Raw genomic sequence first — 26225 nt, forward strand, 5'->3', positions numbered from 1 at the left:
GGTCCCGCAACCGGCGAGGACACCGCACCAGAAAGTTGCTCGGTGGTCGGTTGAAAACCCGCTGATTTGCCAGGCCTGCATGGGAGCGCTGACCTACCTTGCGGCGTGTCCCGCGATGGTGAGCAGGCAAAGGGCCCTGCAGCCAATCCCAAGCCATCAACGCAACAGGGCGCGATTCGCATCGCGCCCTGTTGCGTTCCGACTCGCCACCTATCCGGTCATCCGGTCAGCAGCAGCGAAACCCGCTCTTGCCGCCGTAACGCGCATCCTGGCGCTCGCGGAAGAAGGTGGGGTAGTCCATCACCGGCTTGTCGGGGTGTTTTTCCAGCATGTGGCGCACGTAGTTGTCGTAATCGGGAATGCCGCAGCACAGGCGTGCGGTCTGGATCAGGCGCCGCCAGATGCGGCGATGCACCTGGTACTGGCTGGCCAGAACGAGTTGGGTGCCCATTACAGATCCGCCATCTGGTGTGGCTGCAAGGCCACGTACGGGGTTTCACGGTCGCTGCGCTGCGGATTGCGGCGCGCAATCACGATCGTCTTGATCGCGTAGATTAGGATCGAACCCACCACGAACAGGAACAGCACCGTCAGCCCGGTGTTGACGTAGGCGTTGGTGACGATCTGCTGCATCTGCGCCACCGTCTTGGCCGGCGCGGTGATGGTGTTGCTGGCGATGGCGTCCTGGTATTTGTGCGCCTGCGCCAGGAAGCCCTGCGCCGGGTTGCTGTCGAAGATCTTGATCAGCCCCGCATAGGTGGTGCAGATCAGCAGCCACAACGCCGGCACCAGGGTGACCCAGGCGTAGCGGTCACGTTTCAGCTTGAACAGCACCACCGTGCCCAGCATCAGCGCGATTCCGGCTAGCATCTGGTTGGAGATGCCGAACAACGGCCACAAGGTCTGGATGCCGCCGAACGGGTCGATCACGCCGGTGTAGAGCAGGTAACCCCACAACGCCACGCAACCGGCGGTGGCGATGATGTTGGCGGCCCACGATTCGGTCTTCTTCAGCGCCGGGATGAAGTTGCCCAGCAGGTCCTGCAGCATGAAGCGGCCCGCACGCGTACCGGCATCCACTGCGGTCAGGATGAACAGGGCTTCGAACAGGATCGCGAAGTGGTACCAGAATGCCATGGTGTCTTCGCCCGGCAGCAGCTGGTGCAGGATCTGCGCGATGCCCACCGCCAGGGTGGGCGCACCACCGGCGCGTGCCAGGATGCTGTGCTCGCCGATGTCGCGTGCCGTGGCCTCCAGCACCTCGGGAGTGATCGCAAAGCCCCATTCGGACACCTTGGCCGCAACGGCCACGGTGTCGCTGCCGACCAGCGAGGCCGGGCTGTTCATGGCGAAGTAGATGCCCGGCTCGATGATCGATGCGGCCACCAGCGCCATCACCGCCACGAACGACTCCATCAGCATGCCGCCGTAGCCGATGTAGCGCATGTGGCCTTCGTTGGCGAGCAGCTTGGGCGTGGTGCCCGAGGCGATCAACGCATGGAAACCGGAGACCGCGCCGCAGGCGATGGTGATGAACAGGAACGGGAAGATGCCGCCCTTCCAGACCGGGCCATCGCCGGTGGAAGCGAACTGGGTCAGTGCCGGCATCTTCAGATCCGGCATGACCACCAGGATGCCGATCGCCAGCGCCAGGATCGTGCCGATCTTGAGGAAGGTGGACAGGTAGTCGCGCGGCGCCAGCAACAGCCACACCGGCAACACCGAGGCGACGAAGCCGTAGCCGATCAGCATCCAGGTGATCTGCTTGGCGGTGAAGGTGAATGCCGGGCCCCAAGTTGGATCTGCCGCGACCTTGCCGCCCAGCCAGATCGCGCCCAGCAGCAGGATCAGGCCGACCACCGAGATCTCGCCGATCTTGCCGACCCGGATGTAGCGCATGTATACGCCCATCATCAGCGCGATCGGCATCGTGGCGATGACGGTGAACATGCCCCAGGGGCTTTCCGCCAGTGCCTTGACCACCACCATCGCCAGCACCGCAAGGATGATGATCATGATCAGGAAGGCGCCGAACAGGGCGATGGTGCCGGGCACCTGGCCCATTTCCTCGCGCACCAGATCGCCCAGCGAGCGGCCGTTGCGGCGGCTGGACAGGAACAGCACCACGAAGTCCTGCACCGCGCCGGCAAACACCACGCCGACCACCAGCCACAGCAGGCCGGGCAGGTAGCCCATCTGTGCGGCAAGCACCGGGCCAACCAATGGCCCGGCACCGGCGATCGCGGCGAAGTGATGGCCGAACAGTACGTGCTTGTTGGTGGGCACGTAGTCCAGGCCGTCGTTGTTGGCCACCGCCGGGGTAGCGCGGGTGACGTCCAGCTGCATCACCTTGTCGGCGATGAACAGGCTGTAGAAACGGTAGGCGATCAGGTAGATCGACACCGCCGCCACCACGATCCACAGCGCGTTGATGTGTTCGCCGCGCCGTAGTGCCACGGTGCCCAGACAGAACGCGGCCAGCAGCGCCAGCGCGCCCCAGGCCAGCTTCGAGAACCCTTTCATGCATGCCCCTCAGGAACGATTCACCCAAGGGTCACCCTCTGCCCGCCCGGGGTCAATGGCGTCGTTCGGGGCCGGGGTAAAACTTTAGTTGTAGAGCGTCTGGTCGCCGCCTGCCGGATCACGCGGCGGCGCCGGCGGGTTTTTGGAACGATCGGTTGCGCCGGTCGCGGTTGGGCCGCGTGCCGGCTGCATCCATTATTCGGGCCAGTCATTCACGCTAAGGAGAGGTCGATGAGCGTCACCACCACCGCAGCGGCACGCGTGCTGCGCACCATCCGTGGCATGCCCACCTCCGACGGCGCCGGGGTCAAGCTGACCCGCGTGATCGGCACCCAGCAGCTGCCGGACCTGGACCCGTTCCTGATGCTGGACGAGTTCGGCACCGACAAGGCAGAAGACTATCTGGCCGGGTTTCCCAGCCATCCGCACCGCGGCTTCGAGACGGTGACCTACATGCTGGACGGGCGCATGCGCCACAAGGACAACCATGGCAACGAGGGTCTGCTGACCCCGGGCAGCGTGCAGTGGATGACCGCCGGGCGCGGGCTGATCCATTCGGAAATGCCCGAGCAGGAATCCGGGCGCATGCGCGGCTTTCAGCTGTGGGTGAACCTGCCGGCGCGCGACAAGATGACTGACCCCAGGTATCAGGAGTACGCGCCGGAGAGCATTCCGGTCGCCCAGCCTGCGCGCGGCGTCACGGTCAAGGTGATCGCCGGCGCGGTGGGCGAGGTGCGCGGCCCGATCGTGCAACCGGCCACCGCGCCGGTGTACCTGGATATCGCACTGGCGCCGGATGCGGCCTGGGACTATGTGCTGCCCAGCGGCCACAACGCATTTGCCTACGCGTTCGAAGGTACGGTGACGGTGGGCGAGGGCGATGCCGCGCGTGCGCTGCCGGCGCAGGAACTGGCGGTGCTGGGCGGTGGCGAGCGCTTGACGCTACGTGCAGGTGCGGACGGTGCGCAGCTGATCCTGGTGGCGGGTCGCCCCCTCAACGAGCCGGTGATGCGACACGGCCCGTTCGTGATGAACACCAAGCAGGAATTGATGCAGGCCTTCGTCGATTTCCAGGAGGGGCGGTTTTGAGCCGGCGCGCTGCAGCCGCCGTGGGGCAGCGGTGCCGATGATGGCCGCGCGCAAGCAGTGGTCTTTGACGGCGGTGCATTGCGTCTGCATCACACCCAGCGCGGCGCTGCGGGCACGGTGATCACGCGGCAGATCGAACTGGAAGGCGCGTTGGACGGTGCGTAGCGTGGACGTGGACGACGAATGTCCGATTCATCGCCTGCTTACGGCAAGGTGAGGATCGCAACCGCACTGCATGGAGGCGGCGACGCATCAGCGGGTGCAAAGCAGGCGAGCCGGTTGTGCGGCAGCATTTGCTCAGCCGGCCCGCCTCAAGGACCGCGTCAGGTGGGCATGCCCTGGCGCTTCACTGCCGCCTGCGTCAGCGCTGCAGGGCCAGGCTGGCGGGCTGCAGATCCATGTTCTGCACCAGCGACTGCATCGAGGCCAGTTCCTCGGTGTTGGCGCCGTCGATCCATAGCTGTGCGTAGCGCTTCTTGCCCAGCTCGACCACGGTGACGCGGCGCGATTCCATGCCCGGCAGGTCACGGCCGCCCAGGTCGAGCTTGTACCAATAGAAGTCCTCCTGCTGGATCTGGCCTTTCTCCGCGCGTCGGTCGCGCGCCAGCGTCATCGCCGGGTCGCGGGTGGTCAGCATCACACCGACCACCTGGCGACCGTCTGCGGTCATGGCCTTGCAGACCAGATAGTCCGCGCCCGCAAGCTCGTTCCACTGCAGCCCGGAGGCTGGCGGTAGCGGCGGGCAGACCGGTGAGGTTTGGGCGTGAACGGTGGCGGCGGCCCACAGCAGGCTCAGGCCGACAAGGCAGGATGCGGACTTCATTCAAATATTCCCCGGCGTTGGATGTCTGCGCAGAGACAGCGTCGTCGCGCGTGTCGCCGCATCAGCCTGTGCGCTCCCCGCCCGGCTGTGCCTCGCACGCAACCTGTCCCAACCTATGGAGACATCACTACCACAGGTGTGGCTGCAAGCTCAAGCGCAATTCGCAGCCTGGGCTGCAATTGGCCGTGCGCACGGGCACTCCCGTTCCGAGACCTGGGTGGGTACGGCGCCCGCGCGCTGCTGACTGCCACATCGGCGCCATCCAGCTGCGCCTCGCCGTCGAGGATGTAGAGCGCACGGTCGCCAGCTTTGCATGCGTGCAGGCGGGGAAGGCGCTCAACCAAGGCGGATCGCTCCGGCTGTGTCGCGCGCGAAGGCGGGGGTGTCTTTCCATGGCGAACGGCGCATGCCGCGCGATTGCAGTCGCGCGGCGCGTAGCGATGTGCTGCGGTGACCCCATTCATGAACGCTCGCGCGAAGATGACGTAACTCATCGCAGGAAGGATCATCCATCGACCGCGCGACAGCTCGTGTCGGTGTCGGCACCGTTGACATGCGATGCGCCTGGATGCCGCGCTCTGGAAAGGCACTGCGGGGGTACGCTGGCGGCCAGCACGAGCGCGCCGAGATGGTCCAGCGCGGACGACAGCGGCAGGCACGCAGCATGTCGATCGCGATCGACTGCCGCGCGCTAGAACAGTTGTCCGGGCGCCGTGGCGTCCAGGACGATCTCGCCGCGCCGCGAGGCCAGCCGATCGGCCAGGCGCGTGGGCTCGGGCAGGCGATAGGCGCGCAAGGTACGTAGCGTCCAGTCGAGCGCACCCTGCATCGAGACGCGATGGCCAGGCGAGACGATCAGCGGATTGCAGCGCAGCTTGCTGCGCAGCGCCCAGCCGATCTGCGTGCCGCCCAACAGGATCGGGCTATGGTCGCCGCGCCCGGGTCCCGGCTCGACGAAGCTGCCTGCCAGGCGTTGCTTGGCCACACCGATGCTGGGCAAGCCGGTCACCACGCCAAAGTGCGCAGCGATGCCGAGCTTGCGCGGATGCGCAATGCCCTGGCCGTCGATGAAGACCAGATCCGGCGGGCGCGAGAGCAGTGCCAGCGCCTGCAGCAAGGCCGGCAACTCGCGAAAACTGAGCAGCCCCGGTACGTACGGCATCGAGGTGGGCACGCGCGCGACATGGGTTTCCAGCGGCATCAGCGTGTGTGCATCCAGCAGCACCGCGGCCGCGCGCGTGGTCTGGCCGTCGTCTTCGAAGCCGACGTCGAAGCCGGCGAGCAGCTGCGGTGTTGCGCCGGCATGGTCCTGCAGCACCACGCGGTGTGCCAGTTGCTGTTGCAACTGTCGCGCCTGGGTGACGCTGCCATCCCAACCGGCAAAGACGGGATCGATCGTTTGCATGGCCGCAGCATCGCGCGCCGGACGTGGCGGTGTCGTGCACGCCTGCGATGCGCTGGCTGCCGTTACAATCGCAGGCTGATCGGCCCCCAATCGGAGAACCGTAGTGACCCGTAAACTCGTACTGCTGCGCCATGGCCAGAGCCAATGGAACCTGGACAACCGTTTCACCGGCTGGGTGGATGTGGAGCTCACCGAGCAAGGCCGCCAGGAAGCCGCTGCGGCCGGCAAGCTGATGAAGGACGAAGGCCTGCAGTTCGATGTGGCGCACACCTCGGTGCTCAAGCGCGCCATCCACACGCTACAGGGCGCGTTGAAGGAACTCGACCAGGACTGGTTGCCGGTGTCCAAGAGCTGGCGCCTCAACGAGCGCCACTACGGCGGCCTGCAGGGGCTGGACAAGGCCGAGACGGCCGCCAAGCACGGCGAAGAGCAGGTCAAGATCTGGCGCCGTTCCTACGACATTCCGCCGCCGGCGATGGACGTCGACGACCCGGGCCATCCGTGTCATGACCGTCGTTACGCCACGCTGGACCGCAATGCCTTGCCGGGCACCGAGTCGCTGGCGACCACGCTGGTGCGCGTGTTGCCCTACTGGCACGACGCGATCGCGCCGCAGTTGAAGGCCGGGCAGACCGTGCTGGTGACTGCGCACGGCAACTCGCTGCGTGCGCTGTACAAGTACCTCAACGCTGTCTCCAACGAGCAGATCCTGGAGCTCAACATCCCGACCGGCATCCCGTTGCTGTTCGAGCTGGACGACAACCTGCAGGTACAGAGCTACCGCTATCTGGGCGACCAGGAAGCGGCCAAGCGCGCCGCCGAAGCGGTGGCCAATCAGGGCAAGGCAAAATAATCGTCGCATCCGCTGGCTGCGCTGCATGCATGACGCGCGCAGCGTGGCGTGGGGTTCGCAGCGCGCGCTCCGCATCTGACACGCGAGCGTGTGTTCTTGCAGGGGAGACATGATGTCCAGCAAGCGTAACAGGCAAAAGATGAGTGCCACCTACTGCCGCGCGTATCTGGTGACGTTGGGGCTGCTGTTGGCCGGTGGCAGTGCTGCGTTCGCGTTGCTGGCCCGGGGCAGCGTATCCGCTTCGGCGATGGGCCTGACGCTGCTGATCTGTGTCGTGGGTGTCGTGCTGCTGGCGTTTGGTTTTTTCGGGCCGTCGCGACAGATGGAATCCTGGGCGGAAGCGGCGTCCGGGCATGAGATCGCGCTGGTGCTGATGGTGCTGGCGTATCCGGTGTATCTGCTGATGGCACCGGTGTACGCGCGCAAATGACCGCAGTCGATGGCGCGCTGCTGCGCCGGGCTGCTGGGTGGTTTTCCGCGGAAGTAGAGAGCGCCGGCACGCGCGCGCCCAGGCGCCGCGGAGTGCGCGGTTGGGCGTTGCGTGTTCTTCGCCAAGGCGTGGCACCGGACGTCAGGATCTTGCGGTGCCGCTGCGATGATGGTGTGGTTGGTGTGTCTGCGTTGATAGCCCACTTTTTTGACTGCGTCTGATGCGGTCGCATGCCTTGGAGAATGGAACGATGTTGAGCAAATTCGCGACGCTGTCGCTTGCGGTGGCCATCGCGGTGACGCTCGCGGCGTGTGGCGGTTCCGACGACACTGCCAGGCCGGCACCGGCCGCAACGCCGGCCGCACCGACCAGGGTGGATGTGTCCAAGCTCGATGCACCGATCGTGGCCTTCGGCATCAACGACCTGGATCCGGCCATCAACGCGTGCCAGGACCTCAACGGCTTCGTCAACGCCAAGTGGCTCAAGGCCAATCCGGTGCCATCGGACCGCACGAGCTGGGGCAGTTTCGAAGTGCTGGCCGAGCGTTCGCTGACCATCCAGCACGCGCTGGTGGAGCAACTGGCGCGCGGCAACCTGTCGGCCGGCTCGGTGGATGCCAAGATTGCCGACCTGTGGCGCACCGGCTCGGACGAAGCGGCGATCGACAAGGCCGGCATCACGCCGCTGCAGCCGCAGCTGAAGGCGATCGATGCGCTGACCGATGCGCCGGCCATCGCCGCATGGTTGCGCGACAGCTATGCAAAGGGCCAGGGGTTCATGTTCTCGTTCGGCGCCAACGCCGACTACAAGAATTCCGAGCTGATGATCGCCTACGCAGGCCAGGGCGGTCTGGGGCTGCCGGAAAAGGGCTATTACACCGATCCGGCGCAGGCCAGGATCCGTGAGCAGTACGTGGCCTACATCGCGCGCGTGCTGGAACTGTCCGGCATTGCAGCAGCGCAGGCGGCAACCCAGGCCAAGGCGGTGATGGCGTTCGAAACGCGCCTGGCCAATGCCTCGCTGTCGCGCATCGAACTGCGCGACCCGGCCAAGCGCTACAACCCGGTCGATGTGGCCGGCGCCAATGCCATCACACCGCACTTCGATTGGCAGACATTCTTCAGCGCCCTGAAGGTTCCGGCAGGGACTTTCTCGCTGAGCCAGCCGGGTTACTTCGCCGAGTTTGATGCGATGCTGGCCGATACGCCGGTGGAGACCTGGAAGGCGTACCTGCGTTTCCACAGCGTGGATGAGGCGGCACCGTATCTGGCCAAGCCGTTCGAGCAGGCCAACTTCGATTTCTATGCCAAGACACTGCGTGGCCAGCAGGACATGCTGCCGCGCTGGAAGCGCACCTTGAACGCGGTCAACGAGGCGATGGGCGAGGCCCTGGGCCAGCTGTACGTGCAGTCCGCATTCCCGGCCGAGTCCAAGCAGCAGATGCAGCAGCTGGTGCAGAACCTCTCGGCGGCGCTCAAGGCGCGGCTGGAAAAACTCGACTGGATGAGCGCGGACACCAGGCAGCGCGCGCTGGAGAAGTGGGCCAGCTTCACGCCCAAGATCGGTTACCCGGATCAATGGCGCGACTGGTCGGGCCTGGAGACCCGCAGTGACGGATTCCTTGCCAACATGCAGGCGGCGCAGGCATTCAACTATCGCCACATGCTGGACAAGATCGGCAAGCCGGTCGACAAGCGCGAGTGGCATATGACCCCGCAGACGGTCAATGCGTACTACAACGCCACGCGCAACGAGATCGTGTTTCCGGCGGCGATCCTGCAGCCGCCGTTCTTCGATCCCAAGGCCGACCCGGCGTTGAATTACGGCGGCATCGGCGCGGTGATCGGGCACGAAATGATGCACGGCTACGACGACTCGGGCAGCCAGTTCGATGCCAAGGGCAACTTCGATACCTGGTGGACCGATGCGGACCGCAAGCTGTTCACCCAGCGCACCGATCAGCTGGTGGCGCAGTTCGACGGCTATGAGGCGGTTCCCGGCGTCAACGTCAAAGGCAAGCTGACCTTGGGCGAGAACATCGGCGATTTGGGCGGCCTCACCGTGGCCTACGATGCGTTGCAGATGGCGTTGAAGGCGCAGCCGGACGCCGCCAAGGACATCGACGGTCATACCCAGGACCAGCGCTTCTTCATGAACTGGGCCACGGTGTGGCGCCGCAACTTCACCGACGGCGAACTGCGCGTGCGTCTGAACACCGACCCGCATGCGCCGGCCAACTTCCGCGCCAATGGTGCGCCGTCGAACATGCCGGCATTTGCACAGGCGTTCCAGTGCAAGCCTGGCGATGCGATGGTGCGTGGCGACAAGGATCGCGTTGCGATCTGGTGATCGGCGTACCTGCAGCATGCGCGGTCGCGACCGCGCATGCTGCAGAATGTCGCGTCTCAACGGCGTTGTAGAGCCTGCTTCCAGCTGCGTCTGCACACCGGGCCGCCGGTGCAGCGTCTAGACTGCCGCGCTCCGAATGGCAGGGGGGCGGCAGTGACGAGGCGAAAAATCTTCAAGGCGATCGGGATCGGTGTGCTGATCCTGGTGCTTGGCAGCGTGCTGTCGTTGTACGGCTACGGGCGCTTTGCCGATCGTCAGCGTGGTGCGGTGAGCCATGCGCTGCCTGCCACGGCGATCGCAACGCCGATCGATCAGGTCGTCGCGCCGCTGCAGCAGGCACATGCCGATCAGACCGGCATGGTGATCCTGCCCGACAACGTCGATGCGTTTGCGGTGCGTGCGCTCACCGCGCGCGCGGCCGGGCGCAGCCTGGACCTGCAGTACTACATCTGGCATGCGGACTTCACCGGCAACCTGCTGCACAACGAACTGCTGCATGCGGCCGATCGCGGCGTGCGCGTGCGGCTGCTGCTGGACGACATGAACATCCACGGCAGCGATTCGGTGCTGGCGGCGCTGGACAGCCATCCGATGATCGAGATCCGTCTGTTCAATCCCACCCGTGCGCGCGAAGGCACGCTGATGCGCGGCGTGGAGATGGTGCTGCGCATGTTCAGCATCAATCGGCGCATGCACAACAAGGCCTGGATTGCCGATGGCCGGATGGCGGTGGTGGGTGGCCGCAATGTGGGCGACGAATACTTCGATGCGGCGCGCGACACCAATTTCATGGATATGGACGCGGCGTTGATGGGGCCGGCCGTGGGCCAGGCCGAGCAGGTGTTCGATGCGTACTGGAACAGCCCCAACGCGTTGCCGCTGGCCGCGCTGGTGACCGCACGGCCGCAGGCGCTGGATGCGCTGCGCGGCAGCCTGGATGCCGGTCTGGAATCGGCGCGCGCGCATCCGTATGTGGAGCGGCTGCGCCAGTCGCCCAGCGTGCAGGCGTTGACGCAGGGCCAGCGCCAGGTGCACTGGCTGGATCAGGCGCGCATCGTCTCCGACCCGCCGGAGAAGGCCGAGGGCGCACCGCCGCAGGCGGACTGGATGACGCCGGTGTTGATCGGCGAAATGGCGCATGCGCAGCGGGAATTGACGGTGATCTCGCCGTACTTCGTGCCGGGCGATGAAGGCATGCGCTGGATCGGCGCGTTACGCCGGCGCAAGGTGCGCGTCAGCGTGTTGACCAACTCGCTGGCGGCAAACGATGTGGTTGCCGTCCACAGCGGCTATGCCGATTACCGGGTGCCCTTGCTCATGCAGGGCGTGCGCCTGCACGAGCTCAAGCCGATGGGCAAGCCCGATGGCAGCCTGTTCGGCTCCAGCGGGGCCAGCCTGCACACCAAGGCCTTCGTGGTGGACGACAGCAGCGGCTTCATCGGCTCGTTCAATCTGGATCCGCGCTCGATGAACCTCAATACCGAGATGGGCCTGCTGTTCAACGATCGCGCAGTGGCGGCGCAACTGGAGCAGGTCTACAACCGCAAGATCAGTGCGCCGTTGAGTTACCGCGTGACCCTGGATCAGGGCGAGCTGCGCTGGCACGACGATGCGGCACAACCGCCCGAGGTATGGTCGCAGGAGCCGGCAGCGAGCGTGTGGCGACGTGGTGCGGCGACGGTGATGGGCTGGTTGCCGCTGGAGTCGCAGTTGTAGTTCTGCTGTTTCCGCGTGCTGCGCGTCACTGCAACTGTGTCACGATCTCGCGTGCCATCGCGCCGAGCGGCAGGATGCGGTCGGCGCCGCCGCGTTTGATCGCCTCCTTGGGCATGCCGAACACGATGCTGGTGTGTTCGTCCTGCGCCACGGTACGCGCGCCGGCCTGGCGCATTTCCAGCAGGCCAGCGGCACCGTCGTCGCCCATGCCCGTCATGATGATGCCCAACGCATTGCTGCCGGCCGCACGCGCGGCCGAGCGAAACAGCACATCCACCGACGGACGATGCCGGTTGACCGGCGGCCCTTCCATCACTTCGACAAAATATTGCGCGCCACTGCGGCGCAGCAGCAGATGCTTGCCGCCCGGCGCGATCAGTGCGCGGCCCGGCATCACCCGGTCGTTGTTGGCGGCCTCTTTTACCGCGATCTGACACAGGCCGTTGAGGCGCGCGGCGAAGGCGGCGGTGAACTTCTCCGGCATGTGCTGCACGATCACGATGCCGGGGCAGACGCGTGGCAGTGCAGTCAGTACTTCTTCCAGTGCCTGGGTGCCGCCGGTGGAGGTGCCGATGGCAACGATGCGCTCGGTGGTCTGCGCCAGCGCGCGGCCGCTTTGCGCGGGCAAGATCACATCGGCGGTGTGCTTGACCTCGGCTTCCAGTGGCGCTGCGGCAACGCGGGCGGCCAGCCGTTTGACGTTGGCGCGTGCGGCGCTGCGCACCGTATTGACAAGTTCCTCGGCCGAGTCGGTGAGGAACTGCTTGAGTCCCAACCGTGGCTTGGTCACCACTGCCACCGCACCGGCAGCCAGGGCATCCATGGTGACGCGTGCGCCTTTCTCGGTGAGCGTCGAACAGATCACCACCGGTGTGGGGCGCTCGCTCATGATCTTGCGCAGGAAGGTGATGCCATCCATATGCGGCATTTCCACATCCAGCACGATCACGTCCGGCCATTGCTTGCGCATCTTTTCGATGGCCAGCAACGGGTCGGCCGCAGTGGAGATGACCTCGATGTCGGGTGCGTCGTTAAGCACGCTGACCAACACCTGGCGCACCACCGCCGAGTCGTCGACGACCATGGCCTTGATGGGATTGGGGATGGCGGCAGGGCGATTGAAGGCTGTCGACACGTCGGATCCTTGGCTCAGGCCTTGCGGAAGATCGAGGGTGCCACCTGCACCAGGCCGATGTCGAGTTCGCTCAGGCTTTCCGAATGACCGATGCAGAAGTATCCACCTGATTTGAGGTTGGACAGCACACGCAGGATGACCTCGCGCTTGGTCTGACCGTTGAAATAGATCATCACATTGCGCAGGAAGATTGCATCGAAGCTGCCCAGCATCGGCAATGCCGTATTGAGGTTGGCATGCACGAACTTGACCCGGTCGCGCAGGCGGCGTTCCACCAGCAGTGTGCCGTCGTACTCGCCCTGACCACGCAGGCAATAGCGCTTGAGATACGCCTGCGGAATGCCGTCGATGCGTTGCAGCGCGTAATGTCCGGTACGCGCCTTGGCCAGTACGCGGGTGCTGATGTCGGTGCCCACCACGTCGAACGGACGCCCCTGCAAGGTGTCGTCCAGAACCATCGCCATGCTGTAGGCTTCTTCACCGCTGGAACTGGCCGCGCTCCAGCAGCGGAACGGCAGGCCGCCGCGATGTTCGCCGGCCAGCCTGCGCAGCAGCTCGAAGTGCTTGGGCTCGCGGAAGAAGTAGGTTTCGTTGGTGGTCAGCAGATCGATCGCGGTCTGGATCTCGGCGCGGTCCTGCCGGCCTTCCAGCAACTGCAGATATTGCGTGTAGTTGCTGAACTGATGTTCGCGCAGGCGCTTGCCCAGGCGGCCGCATAACATGGCCTTCTTGCCGGGAGAAATGCTGATGCCGGCCGCTTCGAAGATGAAGCGCTGGAAGCGGCCGAATTCCTGTTCGGTGATGGCGGTGGCTGTGCTCATGTCAGGCAACATCCGCATCGCTGGGCAGCACGTCGCCGCACAGGCGTGCGATGCGCACGGCGTGTTCGCGCCACCATTCCGATAGCATCGGCCCGGGCATCGGCGAACCCATCAGATAGCCTTGCGCCAGATCGCAGCCCAGCTCGCGCAGCATGCGCCAGTCGTCCGGCGTTTCCACGCCCTCGGCCACGGCGGTGAGTTCGAGCCGGTGCGCCAGTTCCAGCGTGGATTCGAGCACGGTGCGTTGACTGCGGCTGCGATGGGCGGCATGCACGAAGCTGCGATCCAGCTTGAGTTCGGTGAAGGGAATGCTGGCCAGGCGCTGCAGCGAGGAAAAGCCCGTGCCGTAGTCGTCGATCGACAGGCCGAACCCATGCAGACGCAGACGCGCCAGCATGCTCAAGGCATTGGTCGGCTCCACGATGGCGCTTTCGGTGAGTTCCAGCACCAGATCGGCAGGGCTCAGGCCGTTGTCGCTCAGCTTGCCGCACAGTTGTTCAAGAAAGCCCTGCTCCCCAAGCAAATTGGGCGACAGGTTCAACGCCAGGCTCAGCTCGAAGCCTTCTGCACGCCAGTCCACCAGTTGCGCGACTGCCAGGTCGATTACCTGCTGGGTCAATGCATGGATCAGGCCTTCGCGTTCTGCCAGCGGAATGAAGCGGTCCGGTCCGATCATGTCGCCTTGCGGACGGCGCCAGCGGGCAAGCGCTTCCACACCGCGCAGACGGCCATCCCTGAGATCGAGTTTGGGTTGGTAGGCCACGCGGATTTCACCGCGGCGCATGGCCCGGTCAAGCCGCGATGCCGCCGCGCCACCGCTGGACATCAGCGGCGAAATTGCCGCCTGTGCAAACGTAGGCGCGTTTGTGGCCGGTTCCGGTTCGCATTCCAGCACGTTGGCCAGATCCTGCAGCTGCATCGGCTTTTCGATGCCGCCGAGCACGTGCACGCCGGCGCTGCGGCTGAGCTGCGTCACCGCATCGATCAAGGCGCCACCGCGTTGAGAGACCACGACCACCGGCACGCCGTACTTGCCGCGCGCCAGCGCATCAAGCAGCTGTACGCCGTCCATGCCCGGCATTTCCAGGTCGATCAGCAGCAGCGATGGCGCAATCGCATTGCCCAGCCAAGCCAGCGCGGCGTGGCCGTCGACCGCGCCGTCGACCGCCACGGCGCCGAGCTGGCGGCACAGCGCCATCGCGTGTTCGCGCTGAACCACGCTGTCGTCAACGACCAGTACCGGGCCGTCCAGCGCGCAGCTGCAGGAGAGAAGGGTGGGGCGCATGGGAGTCCTTGCGTGCATGCAGAACATGTCAGGCTGCCAAGTCGGCGACAGGCAGGTGTACGAGTGCGCCGTTGCCCAGCACGGCCTCGGCGTCGAGCAGGATCACGAAGCGTTCGCCGATCCTGGCCATCGCATGGATGCACTCGCGTGCAATGCCGGCGCCAAAACTGGGGGCGCCGGCAATAGCGTCTGGCGCGATCTCCAGCACTTCGCTCACCGCATCCACCAACAGGCCAAGCACCTGATGTGCCTCGCCATGGGCGATCTCCACGATCACGATGCAACTGCGCTTGGTGATCGCGCTGGCATTGCGGCCGAAGCGTTGCTGCAGATCCACCACCGGCACCACCGCGCCGCGCAGGTTGATCACTCCGCGCAGGGCCGGCGGCATCATCGGCACGTCGGTGGGCGCCCGGTATTCGATGATTTCCTTGATGCCGAGGATCCCCAGGCCGAACATTTCCGTGCCCAGCAGAAAGGTCAGGTATTGCTGCGGTGCCGTCGATGACGGCGCTGTCGTGGTGCTGGCTGCGCTGTGCGGTTGCATCGTCGTTTCCTCAGAAGCTGGCGAACTGCGATTCGTCGATCGCATCGGCGGTGGCCGCCACCGCGCTGATCTGGCGCACGTTGGTACGGCGCGGCGGCGCGCTGATCGCGTTGTTGCTGTGCGTAGCGATCCGGCGCGGGCCAGGCTTGTTGGCGTTCGAGGCTACGGCGCGCGAGCCATTGCCCAGCCGGAAGAAGCCCATCAACTGCTGCAGTTGTTCGGCCTGCGCGCTCATTTCCTCCGAGGTGGCGGCCAGTTCTTCGGCATTGGCCGCAGCCGACTGCGTGGTCTGGTTCAACTGGCCGACGGCGGTATTGATCTGGCTGACGCCGGCGGTCTGTTCTTCGGAGGCGGCGGCGATTTCCTGCACCAGGTCGGAGGTGCGGCGGATCGAGGGCACCATCTCGCCGAGCACGCGGCCGGCGCTTTCGGCCAGGTCCACGCTGGAGCCGGCCACCTCGCCGATTTCCTGCGCGGCGATCTGGCTGCGCTCGGCCAGCTTGCGCACTTCCGCCGCGACCACCGCAAAGCCCTTGCCATGCTCGCCGGCGCGCGCCGCTTCGATTGCGGCATTGAGCGCCAGCAGATTGGTCTGGTAGGCGATGTCGTCGATGATGCCGATCTTCTTGGCAATGTCCTTCATCGCCACCACGGTGGCGCGCACGGTGTCGCCGCCGTCGGCGGCCTCGCTCGCGGCCTTGGCGGCCATGCTGTCGGTGATGCGCGCGTTCTCGGTGTTCTGTGCGATGGAGGCAGTCATCTGTTCCAGCGAGGCGCTGGTCTCTTCCACGCCGGCCGCCTGTTCGCTGGCGGCCTGCGCCAGCACCTGCGCGGTGGCGCTGACCTGTTCGGCGGCGCTGGCCAGATTCTCGGCGTTGCGGTTGACCTCATCGACGATCTCGGTCAGCCGGCCCATGGTGGTGTTGACGTAGCGCTGCATGTCGGCGAAGGCGCCTTCGTAGTGGCCTTCCACGGTGTGGGTGAGATCGCCGCTGGCCATCGAGCCCATCACCTGGATCACTTCGGAAATGCTGCGCAGGTTGCCGCGCGCACGCTCCACGGTATCGTTGATGAAGGCCTTCTTGCCAGGCAGCTGCGCCAGCGGTGCATCGAAGTTGCCGCGACCGAATTCGGCCACCACACCCATCGCCAGCTTCTTGACCGCGATATGCGCGCCCACCATCTGGTTGATGCCGGTGGCCATGCTGCGGAAATCGCCGTCAAAGCCGCTGCTGTCGATGACAACGTCGATGTCGCCGGCTTCGTGCTCGGCCGACATGTGGTTGATCGCGCGGATCAGGCCGGTGAGGCTGCCGCGCACCTGTTCCAGGGTCTCGTTGATGAAGCGCTTCTTGCCCGGCAGCAGCGGCAGCTGCGCGGTGAAGTTGCCGCGGCCGAACTCGGCCACGCAGGCGATGGCCTGCTTGTTGACCGCGATGTGGCTGGCCACCATCGTATTGATGCCTTCGGCCATGCGGCGGAAATCGCCGGTGAAACGCTGGGTGTCGATGACCACGTCGATATCGCCGACATCGTGCTCGGTCGCCAGGCGGTTGACCTCGGCGACCATGCCGGTGAGGTTGCCGCGGATCTGGTCGACGATTTCGTTGATGAAGGCTTTCTTGCCCGGCAGGCGTTCCAGCTCGGCGGAAAAGTTGCCGCGGCCGAACTCGGCCACGCAGGCCATGGCCTGCTTGTTGACCGCGATATGGCTGGCCACCATGCGGTTGATGCCTTCGCCCATCGTGCGGAAGTCGCCATCGAAGCGTGCCACGTCGATGCGTACTTCGATTTCGCCAGCGTCGTGTTCCTGCGAGACGCGGTTGATCTCCTCGTTCACGTGGGCGATGTTGCTCTGCACCTTGCGCAACGCGCGCAACACCTCGCAGGCCTCCTCGTCGCGCAGCTGCGGCAGGGCGACGGCGAAGTTGCCGCGCGCGAAGGCATCCAACGTGGTGGTGGCAAGCTCCAGCGAGCCGGTCGCGGCGCGGATCGCGCGGAGCAGCAATGCACCGCTGACGAGTGCGGCGAGTGCGCTGGCGGCGAGCAGGGCGCCGTGCGACGACGTCAGCGCAAAGCCGGCAACCACCACCACCACGGGCAAGGCGAGGGCGAGGGCGGCGGTGAACCACAACTGCGTGGCGGTCGGAAAACGGTGTGACATGGCGGCAGCTTCCTGGGGTCAGGGAACAACGAATGACGCAGTGATAGGGGGAGTGCTGGTGGATGTGCTCAGGCCGCCAGGGCGTCCTGGTTTGGATGCAATTGCTGGAGCAGGCTCGGCACATCGAGAATCAGCGCGACATCGCCGCTGCCCAGGATGCTCGAGCCGCTGATGCCCTTGACCTGGGCGAAGACCTTGGACAACGGCTTGATCACGGTCTGCCATTCGCCCAGCAAGGTGTCCACGACCAGGCCGAAGCGCTGGGTACCCTGGCGGATCACCACGATGCTTTCGCGCGCCGGTGTCCTGCCGCCGAGCGCGAACAGTTCGCGCAGGCGCACATACGGCAGCACGCTGCCACGCAGGTCGATGTAGTCGCTGCTGTAGTCGGGCGTGAACTCTACGCATTCCTCCACCACGTCCAGCGGCACCACGAACACCGACTTGCCGACACCGACCTGGAAGCCGTTGATGATGGCCAGCGTCAGCGGCAGCCGTACCGAGATGGTGGTCCCAGCGCCTGCCGTGCTGTCGATCTCCACGGTGCCGCGCAGCGCGGTGATGTTGCGCTTGACCACGTCCATGCCGACGCCGCGCCCGGACAGGTTGGTGACCTTTTCGGCGGTGGAAAACCCCGGCTCGAAGATCATCGCGAACACCTCGCGGTCGCTGAGCTGGCGGCCCGGCTCGATCAGGCCGCGTTCCAGCGCCTTGGCCAGGATGCGGTCGCGGTTCAGGCCGCCGCCGTCGTCGGTGATCTGGATGACGATGCTGCCGGAGTCGTGATATGCGTTGAGGCCCACCGTGCCGCGTGCGGGCTTGCCGCGCGCCACGCGCACCTCCGCCGGCTCGATGCCGTGGTCCATCGCGTTGCGCACCAGATGGGTGAGCGGGTCGCCGATCTTCTCCACCACCGACTTGTCCAGCTCGGTGTCTTCGCCGGCCACCACCAGCGCGATGTCCTTGCCGAGTTCACGTGCCACATCGTGCACCACGCGCTGGAAGCGGCTGAAGGTGCCACCGATCTTGACCATGCGCAGTTGCAGGGCGCTTTCGCGCACCTCTTCCACCAGGCCGGCCAGGATCGAGGCCGACTCCAGCAACTGCGTGTCGCCGGTGCGTTGTGCGTTGGCATTGGTGCCGGCCACGGCGATGATGAGTTCGCCGACCAGGTCGATCATGCGATCGAGCTTGTCGGCATCGACGCGGATCGAGCGCGCGTCGGTGTTGCGTGCGCCGGTGTCCTGCGCCGCACGCACCGGCGCTGTGGCCGGGGCGGCAGCCAGCAAGCCGACGATCGGCGCTGCGGCAGCCACGGCCGGCTCGCTTGCAAGCACGGCGGTGGCGTTTGACGGCGCCGGCACCGAGATGATTTCCAGATCGCAGTCTTCGCGTACGAACTCGAACACGTCCTCGATGGCGGCACGGTCGGCATCGCTGCGTAGCAGGATCTGGAAACCGAGATAATTGGCTTCCGGATCGAGTGCCTCAAAGCTCGGCAGCTGGCTGACGTCGGTGCTGATCGACTCGACCGAACCCAGCCCACGCAGATTGCGAATCAGCTTGAGCGGCGAGTTGCCGTAGCGCAGCGCGTCGGCGAACAGTTTCAGCGTGATGCGCCAGTAACCGCTCTGTTTTTCCGGAATGCTGTGCTGGAGGGCCGTGGCAGTGACACCGCATGCGCTGACCTGCAGGTAGGTCTGCAATTGTGCCAGCAGGGGCTCGGCCTCTGCAGCCAATGCGGCGGCATCGGCGTGACCGGGGTCGGCCGCAGTTTCCACCAGCGCATGGATGTGGTCGCAGCACACCAGCAGCAGCGCGATCAGTTCCGAGCTCAGCGTCAGCGCGTCATCGCGCACCAGGTCCAGCACGCTTTCCACCACATGGGTGAAGCCGACCAGTTGCGGCAGATCGAACAGTCCGCCCGAGCCCTTAATGGTGTGCGCCGCACGGAAGATCGCATTGACCGCGTCCGGCGAGGATTCGCCACGCTCGGCTTCGAGCAGATGACGTTCCATGTCTTCGAGCAGATCCCGGCTCTCGGCCAGGAAGGTCTGCATCAGCTGATTCATGTCCATGCGCGTTGCCAGTCCGTTAGTGAATGCGTTCGCCGATACCTGCAACCGCATGCGGGTACAGCGCTTCGAGCAGGCCGAGCAGTTCGATCACATCGACCACCGCGCGGCTGGAATCGGTCAGCGAAAACGGCCGTCCGTCGGCCTGGATCGCCTGCTTGGTCGCCAGCAGCAGCTGCAGACCGGTGGTATCGATCTCGCTGACGGCCCCCAGGTCCAGATGCAATCCACCCGGATGCAGCAATGCCGGCTGCAGCAGCGGCTTGAGTTCTGCAGCGCGACGGATGGTCATCTCGCCTTCGAGGGCGAGCGTCAGCGGCGCGGGTAGATCGGACAGGAGCGTGTTCATTGATGCCTCAACGATGCGATGGCGCACGGGTGCGTGCCTGGACGCGGAAGACGGTCGCTCCGGCGTGGGCTCGCGGGCATCTCTGCACACGGGGATCACGCCGGTCCATGCAGGTATCGGCGCGCGGCAGGAATATTGAGGCCAAATTCACTGCGGTGACGGATTTGCGAAACCCATCACTTCCCGGACATTAACTGCTCAGCTTTGTCGCAAGCAGACTCAGGAACCAATGTCCTGGACAGCCCCGCAGGACAGCCAGCCGGATGGTGGCCTGCTTTTCCTGCGTGCGGCCTGGATGGGTGCGCCGCCGCTGCCGGGAATGCACACGAAACAGGCAGCAGCGGTCACGCACCGGCATCGCAAGGTGCTGCGCGTAGTGAAATGCCGCACTGGACCGGGTTCACTCCGCCCCGCAATTGCAAGGCGATCGACCCGTCCTTGCGTCTTCCATGACCGAGAGCGGTGCGCAAAGCAGGCGCCACCGCCCCGGGAGCTTCGTTATCTCGGCGCCAGCATCGTCAGCAGGCCGCGTGCGGCGTTGAAACGGTCGGCGCCTTCCGGCAGCGGCAGCTTGATGCGCAGCTTGTCCGGGCCGTCCATGGTGTAGATCTTGGGCTGCTTCTGGATCAGCTGGATCACCGCGACCGGGTCGATCGCCGGTTTTGCCTCGAAGACCAGCCGGCCGCCATTCTCGCCCAGGTCCAGCTTGCGCACACCCAGCGCATTGGCCTGCAGCTTGAGCTCGGCAATCGCAAACAGGTGCTTGACCGGGTCCGGCAGCAGGCCGAAGCGGTCGATCATCTCCACCTGCAATTCGCGCAGCGCATCGGCATCGCGTGCGCTGGAGATGCGCTTGTACAGCGTCAGGCGCGTATGCACATCGGGCAGATAGTCCTCGGGAATCAGCGAGGCCACGTGCAGCTCGACCTCGGCGCCACGAACCTCCTCGCCGGCATCCAGGTCCGGCAGCTTGCCCTGGCGGATGCTGCGCACCGCGCGTTCCAGCAACTCGGTATAGAGGCTGAAACCGACCTCGGCCATCTGCCCGCTCTGGTCTTCGCCCAGCAGCTCGCCGGCACCACGGATTTCCAGATCGTGCGTGGCCAGGGTGAAGCCGGCGCCGAGCTCGTCCATGGAGGCGATCGCTTCCAGGCGCTTCTCCGCATCGGAGGTCATCGAGCGACGATCCGGCACCACCAGGTACGCATAGGCGCGGTGATGCGAGCGGCCGACGCGGCCGCGCAGCTGGTGCAACTGGGCCAGGCCGAAGCGGTCGGCGCGGTTGATGATGATGGTGTTGGCATTGGGGATGTCGATGCCCGACTCGATGATCGTGGTCGACAGCAACACGTTGAAGCGCTGCTTCTGGAAATCCAGCATCACCCGTTCCAGCTCGCGCTCGGGCATCTGCCCGTGGGCGATGCCGATGCGCGCTTCCGGCACCAGTTCGGACAACTCGCGTTGCATGCGCACGATGCTTTCCACATCGTTGTGCAGGAAGTACAGCTGCCCGCCGCGACTGAGCTCGCGCTGGAAGGCCTCGCGCAGCAGCGTGTTGTCCCAGGCGGTGATGAAGGTCTGCACCGCCAGCCGGTTCGGCGGCGGGGTGGCGATGATCGACAGGTCGCGCAGGCCGGCCATGGCCATGTTGAGCGTGCGCGGGATCGGCGTGGCGGTGAGCGTGAGCAGATGCACGTTGGCGCGCATCGCCTTGAGCGCCTCCTTCTGCCGTACACCGAAGCGCTGCTCTTCGTCGACCACGACCAGGCCCAGGTCCCTGAACTTGACGTCCGGCTGCAGCAGCCGGTGCGTGCCGATGATCACGTCGATCTCGCCGCTGGCGACCTTCTCCAGCTCGGCCTTGATTTCCTTGGTGCTCTTGAAGCGCGACAGCACTTCCACCTTCATCGGGTAATCGGCGAAGCGGTCGCGGAAATTGCGGTAATGCTGCTCGGCCAGCAGCGTGGTCGGCACCAGCACGGCGACCTGCTTACCGGCGCTTGCCGCGGCAAATGCGGCACGCACGGCCACTTCGGTCTTGCCGAAGCCGACGTCGCCGCAGACCACGCGGTCCATCGGCTGGCTGCTGCCTAGATCGCGCAGCGTCGCATCGATGGCCGCCAGCTGGTCGGCGGTTTCCTCGAATGGAAAACCGGCCGCGAACGGCTCGTACATCGCTCGGTCCACCTGCAAGGCCAGACCGGCACGCGCACGTCGGCGGGCCTGGATTTCCAGCAATTCGGCCGCCACGTCGCGGACCTTTTCGGCCGCCTTGCGCTTGGCCTTGGTCCATTGCTCGCCGCCGAGCGAATGCAGCGGCGCGGTCTCGGCCGAGGCGCCGGAATAACGGCTGATCAGATGCAGCTGCGCCACCGGCACATACAACCGGTCGCCCTTGGCGTATTCGATTTCCAGGAACTCGCCGGGCATGCCGCCGGCATCGAGCACGATCAGCCCGCGGTAGCGGCCGACACCGTGATCCTCGTGCACGATCGGCGCGCCTTCGGACAGTTCGCCCAGATCGCGGATGATCGCTTCCGGCTCGCGTCCGACCCGGCGGCTGCGGCGTGGCTGGTTGGCGCGCTCGGGAAACAGCTGGCGCTCGGTCAGTACCGCAATCTGCGGGGCGTCCAGCGCAAAGCCGTCTTCCAGCGGCGCCACGGTGATGCCGAAGCGCAGCCCGGGCGCAGCCAGGAAGGCGGGCAGGTCGGCGACCACCTCCGGCTTCAACTGCGCGGCGGCCAGCACTTCCATCAAGGCTTCGCGACGACCGGCAGTATCTGCGGCCACCAGCACGCGGCCAGGGTAATGGCCCAGGAACGAGGCCAGCGCCTGACCGGCCGGTGCGTCTTTTGCCGCCACCGGCAGCGGCGGTAACGGCTGGTCGCCGAGTGCGGCGGCCTCGTCGATACGCGGATGATCGCTGGCCCAGACTTCGATACGCGCCAGCTTGTTGAGCCGCTCGCGCAATGCGTCCGGCGATTGATACAACTCGTCCGGCGTCAGCAGCGGGCGTTCCACATCGTGGCGGCGCTGCTCGTAGCGGTCCTGTGTCTGCGCCCAGAACGTGTCCGCCGCGTTGGAGACGCCGGTGGCGACCAGCGGCAGCACGCGCTTGTCCAGATAATCGAACAAGGTGGCGGTCTTGCTGAAGAACATCGGCAGGTAGTACTCGACCCCCGACGGCGCCAGGCCCGATTTCAGATCCTGATACAGCGCGCTGCGCCGGGTATCCACGTCGAAACGCTCGCGCAGGCAGGCCAGCACGCGCTCCACGCTCGCATCGTCCATCGGCACTTCGCGGCCGGGCAGCAGCTTGACGGCCTCGACCTTGTCCAGCGAGCGTTGCGATTCCGGGTCGAATGCGCGGATCGAGTCGATATCCTCGTCCAGCAACTCGATCCGTAGCGGCGTGGCTTCGCCCATCGGAAACACGTCGAGCAGGCCGCCGCGCACCGCGAAATCGCCCGGGTCCATCACCTGCGGGACGTTGCGGTAACCGGCGCTTTCCAGACGGCGTTTTTCCGCATCCAGATCCAGCCGCTGCCCGACCTTGAGATCGAAACTGCCACCGACGATGTAGCTCAACGGCGCCAGCTGCTGCATCAACGTCTGCACCGGCACGATGACCACGCCACGGGTCAGTGCAGGCAACCGATGCAGCGCTGCCAGACGCTGGCTGATGATTTCCGGGTGCGGGCTGAACTGGTCGTAGGGCAGGGTTTCCCAATCGGGAAACGGCACCACCGGCAGCGTGGTCTGCTCGCCGAGCAAGGCATGCAGATCCGCCTCGATCTGATGCGCGCTCTGGTTGTCGCGGGCGATCACCAGCAACGGCCCCGCATGCGCCTCGGCGGCGCGTGCGATCGACCAGGCCAGTGCGGTCGGCGAAGACGGAGCGCGCCAATATGCGCGGAGCTGGCCGGACTTGGGCAGCGGCGGGGAGGGGAAGGTGGTTGGCGACGGCATCAGCCGGTAATTTTATCAGAGCACCCACCGCGGCCGGTCCATCCGGCGTGAAAGCCGGCGTCGAGCTACCTGCGCCACGTTGGTCGGATATGCGGCGCTCCCGCCAGATACATACCGACCATCCCGACAGGTCCTTGCCCGCTCACCGTCGCGGGACCTTGAGCGGCATCGATGCCGCGCCAGAGCCTACAGGGACGTCCTTGCGGCGTGTCCTGCGAGGGTGGGCGGGCAAGGGCCCTGCAGCCAATCCGCAGATCCTGCTCTAAACCGATTCCCGAATCCCGAATCCCGAATCCCAGCCCTCAGGCATCCAGCTCGAGCACCATCCGCACCAGCTCCGGCGACTCCGGATGCGGCTGCGGCTTGAAGCCCAGCGATTCGGCCAGCTGCAGCATCGGCATATTGCTTTGCAGCACGTCGCCGAACAGGCAATCCAGGTACTTGCGCCGTGCCCACTTGACCAGCTTGCGCATCAGCTGCCGTCCTAGCCCCTGGCCGGCGACGAAGCTGCTGACCAGGATGGTGTACTCGGCTTGGCGGGTGCCTGGCACCAGCGCCGCGCGCGCCACCGCGCCCACCAGCGCTTCGCCCGGCGGCAGCTGTTCGGCGGCCACCAGCACGATTTCGCTCTTGGGGTTGGGATGGGTCAGGCGCTGCACCATCTCCGGGGTGATTTCGGCGGAGGAACGCACAAAGCGCGCGCGGATTTCCTCCGGTCCCAACAGGCTGAAAGCGCCCTGCAGCGGCGGACCGTCCTCGGGGCGGATCGGGCGGAGCAGAAGGGTGCGGCCATTGGGCAGGCTGAAATTTTCATGCCAAGGAGGCATGCGATTACGAATGGCCATGACCGGTGTTCCTTAAAGATCGGAAGATTCTGGCACCCGCCCAGGGCACGACCGTGAACGAATCCGGTGCGCCGCTGGGGCCGTCAGGGGGTGGCATTGCTTCCCTCGCCACTGTACCGAGCGATACTGTGATCCAGTCGTGAGTGTGGCGCCGCGTTTGTCAGCGCGAGGAAGCGCCGCCACCGATGACTCAGGCGTCCTGGCGCAGCCACTCCAGCCGGGTCGAGGCGCCGGCCTCGCCGAGATGCTGCCTCAGCACCGGCAGCGCGGGCGCCAGCACCTGGTCGAACTGCCACGGTGCATTGACGATCAGCAACCCGCTGCCGGTCAGGCGCAGCGGTGAGTCGTCCGGGCGCACCTGCAGCTCGGCGACCAGCACCGACTTGGCCGGCAGCGTGGCGGCCTTGCGCATGAACGGCTGCAGGCTGCGGCGCAGCTTGATCGGGTACCAGACCATGCAGATCGCCTGCGGCCAGCGCGCCAGGGTCTCGCGCACGCTGTGGATGACCTGCGGGTACTCGGCCTCCTGCGCCTCGTACGGCGGGTCGATCAGCACCAGCCCGCGGCCGATCCTGGTTTCGCCCGCGCGCGGCGGCACGAAGGCGCGAATCGCCTCGTAGCCATCGCCGGCATGCACGCGCACGCGGCTGTCCCTGGCGAACAGGCGCTTGAGCGCCTCGGCCTCTTCCGGCTGCAACTCGCAGAACGCCATGCGGTCCTGTTCGCGCAGCGCCTGCGCTGCCAGCAGCGGCGAGCCGGGGTAATGGTTGATCTGGATGCCGGCGGTGGGGCGTGCCGGCTTCTGGCCGGGCGTGGCCGGACGGGCGACGCCCTGGTTGTCGGCCTGCACCGCGCGCAGATAGCGTTCGACCACCTCGGGCAGGGTCGATTCGGCCATCAGCCGCATCACTCCGGCATCGGCCTCGTTGGTCTTGCGGCTTTCCTCGCCGCCGAGCTGGTAGCGCCCGCGCCCGGCGTGGGTGTCGAGCACGAAGAACGGGGTGTCCTTGCGTTTGAGGGTGTCGATCAGCGCCAGCAAGGCGATGTGCTTGAGCACGTCGGCATGGTTGCCGGCATGGAAGGCGTGGCGATAGTTCATCGCGGCAGTGTACGGGCCGCGCCAGCATGCGGCTATGCTGCGCGCCATGTCCGAGTCCCCCGCCCGCGTGCTTGTCGTCGAAGACGAAGCCGCCATTGCCGATACGGTGCTGTACGCGCTGCGCAGCGAAGGCTATGTGCCCGAGCATTGCCTGCTGGGCCGGGATGCGCTGGCGCGGCTGCGTGCCGACCCGGCCGACGTGGTGGTGCTGGACGTGGGCCTGCCGGACATCAACGGCTTTGAGGTGTGCCGCGCGCTGCGTGGTTTCAGCGATGTGCCGGTGATCTTCCTGACCGCGCGCAACGACGAGATCGACCGCGTGCTCGGCTTCGAACTGGGCGCCGACGACTACATGGCCAAGCCGTTCTCCCCGCGCGAACTGGTGGCGCGGGTGCGCGCGCGGCTGCGGCGTCGCAATGTGGCCGCCGTGGCGGACACTGGCTGGCAGCCGCATGGCGCGTTTGCGATCGATCGCGAGGGCAGCCGCATCCGTTACGGCGATGCGTTGCTGCCGCTGACCCGCTACGAGTACGCGCTGCTGTCGGCGCTGTTGCAGCGCCCCGGCGCGATCCTGAGCCGCGCGCAGCTGATGGACCGTGGCTGGGACGCTGCTGCCGACAGCGCAGACCGCACCGTGGACACCCATATCAAGACGCTGCGCGGCAAGTTGCGCCAGGCCGGCGTGCCGGCCGACCCGATCCGCACCCATCGTGGCCTCGGCTACGCGCTGGAGCTGTAGCCATGGGC

20 protein-coding genes and 1 pseudogene are annotated in these 26225 nt (G+C 66.0%); 7 read left to right on the forward strand and 14 right to left on the reverse strand.

The genetic code is table 11. The annotated features are described in order from the left end of the window. Positions 1–226: 226 nt before the first annotated feature. Both FHT09_RS04595 and FHT09_RS04600 read right to left on the reverse strand, forming a co-directional pair. Positions 227–451 carry a CstA-like transporter-associated (seleno)protein gene (locus FHT09_RS04595; RefSeq protein ID WP_016904074.1) on the reverse strand — a complete coding sequence of 75 codons (225 nt, stop codon included), beginning with the start codon at positions 449–451 and terminating at the stop codon, positions 227–229. Continuing rightward, positions 451–2523 carry a carbon starvation CstA family protein gene (locus FHT09_RS04600; RefSeq protein ID WP_104535899.1) on the reverse strand — a complete coding sequence of 691 codons (2073 nt, stop codon included), beginning with the start codon at positions 2521–2523 and terminating at the stop codon, positions 451–453. Before FHT09_RS04600 ends, FHT09_RS04595 begins: the two co-directional genes overlap by 1 nt. A 231-nt stretch (positions 2524–2754) precedes the next feature. Here FHT09_RS04600 and FHT09_RS04605 point away from each other — a divergent pair, with 231 nt between their 5' ends. Together FHT09_RS04605 and FHT09_RS04610 are read left to right on the forward strand one after the other, a co-directional pair. Beyond that, on the forward strand, positions 2755–3612 hold the full coding sequence (locus FHT09_RS04605; protein WP_184416863.1) for a pirin family protein: 858 nt from the start codon (positions 2755–2757) through the stop codon (positions 3610–3612). 31 nt (positions 3613–3643) lie between these two features. After that, a pseudogene (locus FHT09_RS04610) lies at positions 3644–3768 on the forward strand (OsmC family peroxiredoxin); the annotation flags it as partial. Between the two features lie 205 nt (positions 3769–3973). On the opposite strand, the gene FHT09_RS04615 reads toward FHT09_RS04610, so the two are convergent. Then, complete coding sequence (locus tag FHT09_RS04615; protein WP_104606098.1) at positions 3974–4435, reverse strand: hypothetical protein; 462 nt, start codon at positions 4433–4435, stop codon at positions 3974–3976. Between the two features lie 691 nt (positions 4436–5126). Beyond that, complete coding sequence (gene nfi, locus FHT09_RS04620; RefSeq protein WP_184416864.1) at positions 5127–5840, reverse strand: deoxyribonuclease V; 714 nt, start codon at positions 5838–5840, stop codon at positions 5127–5129. A gap of 103 nt (positions 5841–5943) precedes the next feature. Here nfi and gpmA point away from each other — a divergent pair, with 103 nt between their 5' ends. The 4 genes from gpmA (at position 5944) to FHT09_RS04640 (ending at position 11189) form a co-directional block, all read left to right on the forward strand. Beyond that, the gene (gpmA, locus tag FHT09_RS04625) at positions 5944–6693 is read left to right on the forward strand and encodes a 2,3-diphosphoglycerate-dependent phosphoglycerate mutase (protein WP_104535894.1); all 750 of its coding nucleotides are present in this window, start codon (positions 5944–5946) and stop codon (positions 6691–6693) included. A gap of 112 nt (positions 6694–6805) precedes the next feature. Further along, positions 6806–7123, forward strand: coding sequence for a hypothetical protein (locus FHT09_RS04630; RefSeq protein ID WP_104606148.1), 318 nt, complete (start codon positions 6806–6808; stop codon positions 7121–7123). A gap of 250 nt (positions 7124–7373) precedes the next feature. Further along, the gene (locus FHT09_RS04635) at positions 7374–9473 is read left to right on the forward strand and encodes a M13-type metalloendopeptidase (RefSeq protein ID WP_104606099.1); all 2100 of its coding nucleotides are present in this window, start codon (positions 7374–7376) and stop codon (positions 9471–9473) included. Between the two features lie 153 nt (positions 9474–9626). Then, entirely contained in the window at positions 9627–11189 is a 1563-nt protein-coding gene (locus FHT09_RS04640; protein WP_104606100.1) for a phospholipase D family protein, read from the forward strand. Positions 11190–11214: 25 nt separating this feature from the next. Here the strand turns inward: FHT09_RS04640 and FHT09_RS04645 are convergent, their stop codons facing one another. The 10 genes from FHT09_RS04645 to rlmJ form a co-directional block, all read right to left on the reverse strand. Next, positions 11215–12342, reverse strand: a complete 1128-nt coding sequence (locus tag FHT09_RS04645) for a chemotaxis response regulator protein-glutamate methylesterase (RefSeq protein ID WP_181141306.1) — start codon at positions 12340–12342, stop codon at positions 11215–11217. Beyond that, positions 12339–13145: a protein-glutamate O-methyltransferase CheR gene (locus tag FHT09_RS04650; RefSeq protein ID WP_104606102.1), complete on the reverse strand. Its 807-nt coding sequence runs from the start codon at positions 13143–13145 to the stop codon at positions 12339–12341. Before FHT09_RS04650 ends, FHT09_RS04645 begins: the two co-directional genes overlap by 4 nt. A 1-nt stretch (position 13146) precedes the next feature. Further along, the gene (locus tag FHT09_RS04655; protein ID WP_104606103.1) at positions 13147–14430 is read right to left on the reverse strand and encodes an EAL domain-containing response regulator; all 1284 of its coding nucleotides are present in this window, start codon (positions 14428–14430) and stop codon (positions 13147–13149) included. 28 nt (positions 14431–14458) lie between these two features. Then, on the reverse strand, positions 14459–14977 hold the full coding sequence (locus tag FHT09_RS04660) for a chemotaxis protein CheW (protein WP_104606104.1): 519 nt from the start codon (positions 14975–14977) through the stop codon (positions 14459–14461). Between the two features lie 10 nt (positions 14978–14987). After that, positions 14988–17141, reverse strand: a complete 2154-nt coding sequence (locus FHT09_RS04665) for a methyl-accepting chemotaxis protein (protein WP_104606105.1) — start codon at positions 17139–17141, stop codon at positions 14988–14990. 68 nt (positions 17142–17209) lie between these two features. Then, entirely contained in the window at positions 17210–19219 is a 2010-nt protein-coding gene (locus tag FHT09_RS04670) for a chemotaxis protein CheA (RefSeq protein ID WP_104606106.1), read from the reverse strand. A 16-nt stretch (positions 19220–19235) separates the two neighbouring features. Further along, the gene (locus tag FHT09_RS04675; RefSeq protein WP_047126873.1) at positions 19236–19565 is read right to left on the reverse strand and encodes an STAS domain-containing protein; all 330 of its coding nucleotides are present in this window, start codon (positions 19563–19565) and stop codon (positions 19236–19238) included. A 498-nt stretch (positions 19566–20063) separates the two neighbouring features. Further along, positions 20064–23534, reverse strand: coding sequence for a transcription-repair coupling factor (gene mfd / locus FHT09_RS04680; protein WP_104606107.1), 3471 nt, complete (start codon positions 23532–23534; stop codon positions 20064–20066). A gap of 302 nt (positions 23535–23836) precedes the next feature. After that, the gene (locus tag FHT09_RS04685; protein ID WP_104606108.1) at positions 23837–24379 is read right to left on the reverse strand and encodes a GNAT family N-acetyltransferase; all 543 of its coding nucleotides are present in this window, start codon (positions 24377–24379) and stop codon (positions 23837–23839) included. A 190-nt stretch (positions 24380–24569) separates the two neighbouring features. Beyond that, a complete protein-coding gene (gene rlmJ / locus FHT09_RS04690) occupies positions 24570–25478 on the reverse strand; it encodes a 23S rRNA (adenine(2030)-N(6))-methyltransferase RlmJ (RefSeq protein ID WP_104606150.1) in 909 nt (302 codons plus the stop codon). Positions 25479–25512: 34 nt separating this feature from the next. On the opposite strand from rlmJ, the gene creB reads away from it, so the two are divergent. Continuing rightward, positions 25513–26217 carry a two-component system response regulator CreB gene (creB, locus tag FHT09_RS04695; protein ID WP_181141304.1) on the forward strand — a complete coding sequence of 235 codons (705 nt, stop codon included), beginning with the start codon at positions 25513–25515 and terminating at the stop codon, positions 26215–26217. Positions 26218–26225 lie beyond the last annotated feature (8 nt).

The organism is Xanthomonas sp. CFBP 8152 (assembly GCF_014199025.1).
Lineage (GTDB): Bacteria > Pseudomonadota > Gammaproteobacteria > Xanthomonadales > Xanthomonadaceae > Xanthomonas > Xanthomonas arboricola_B.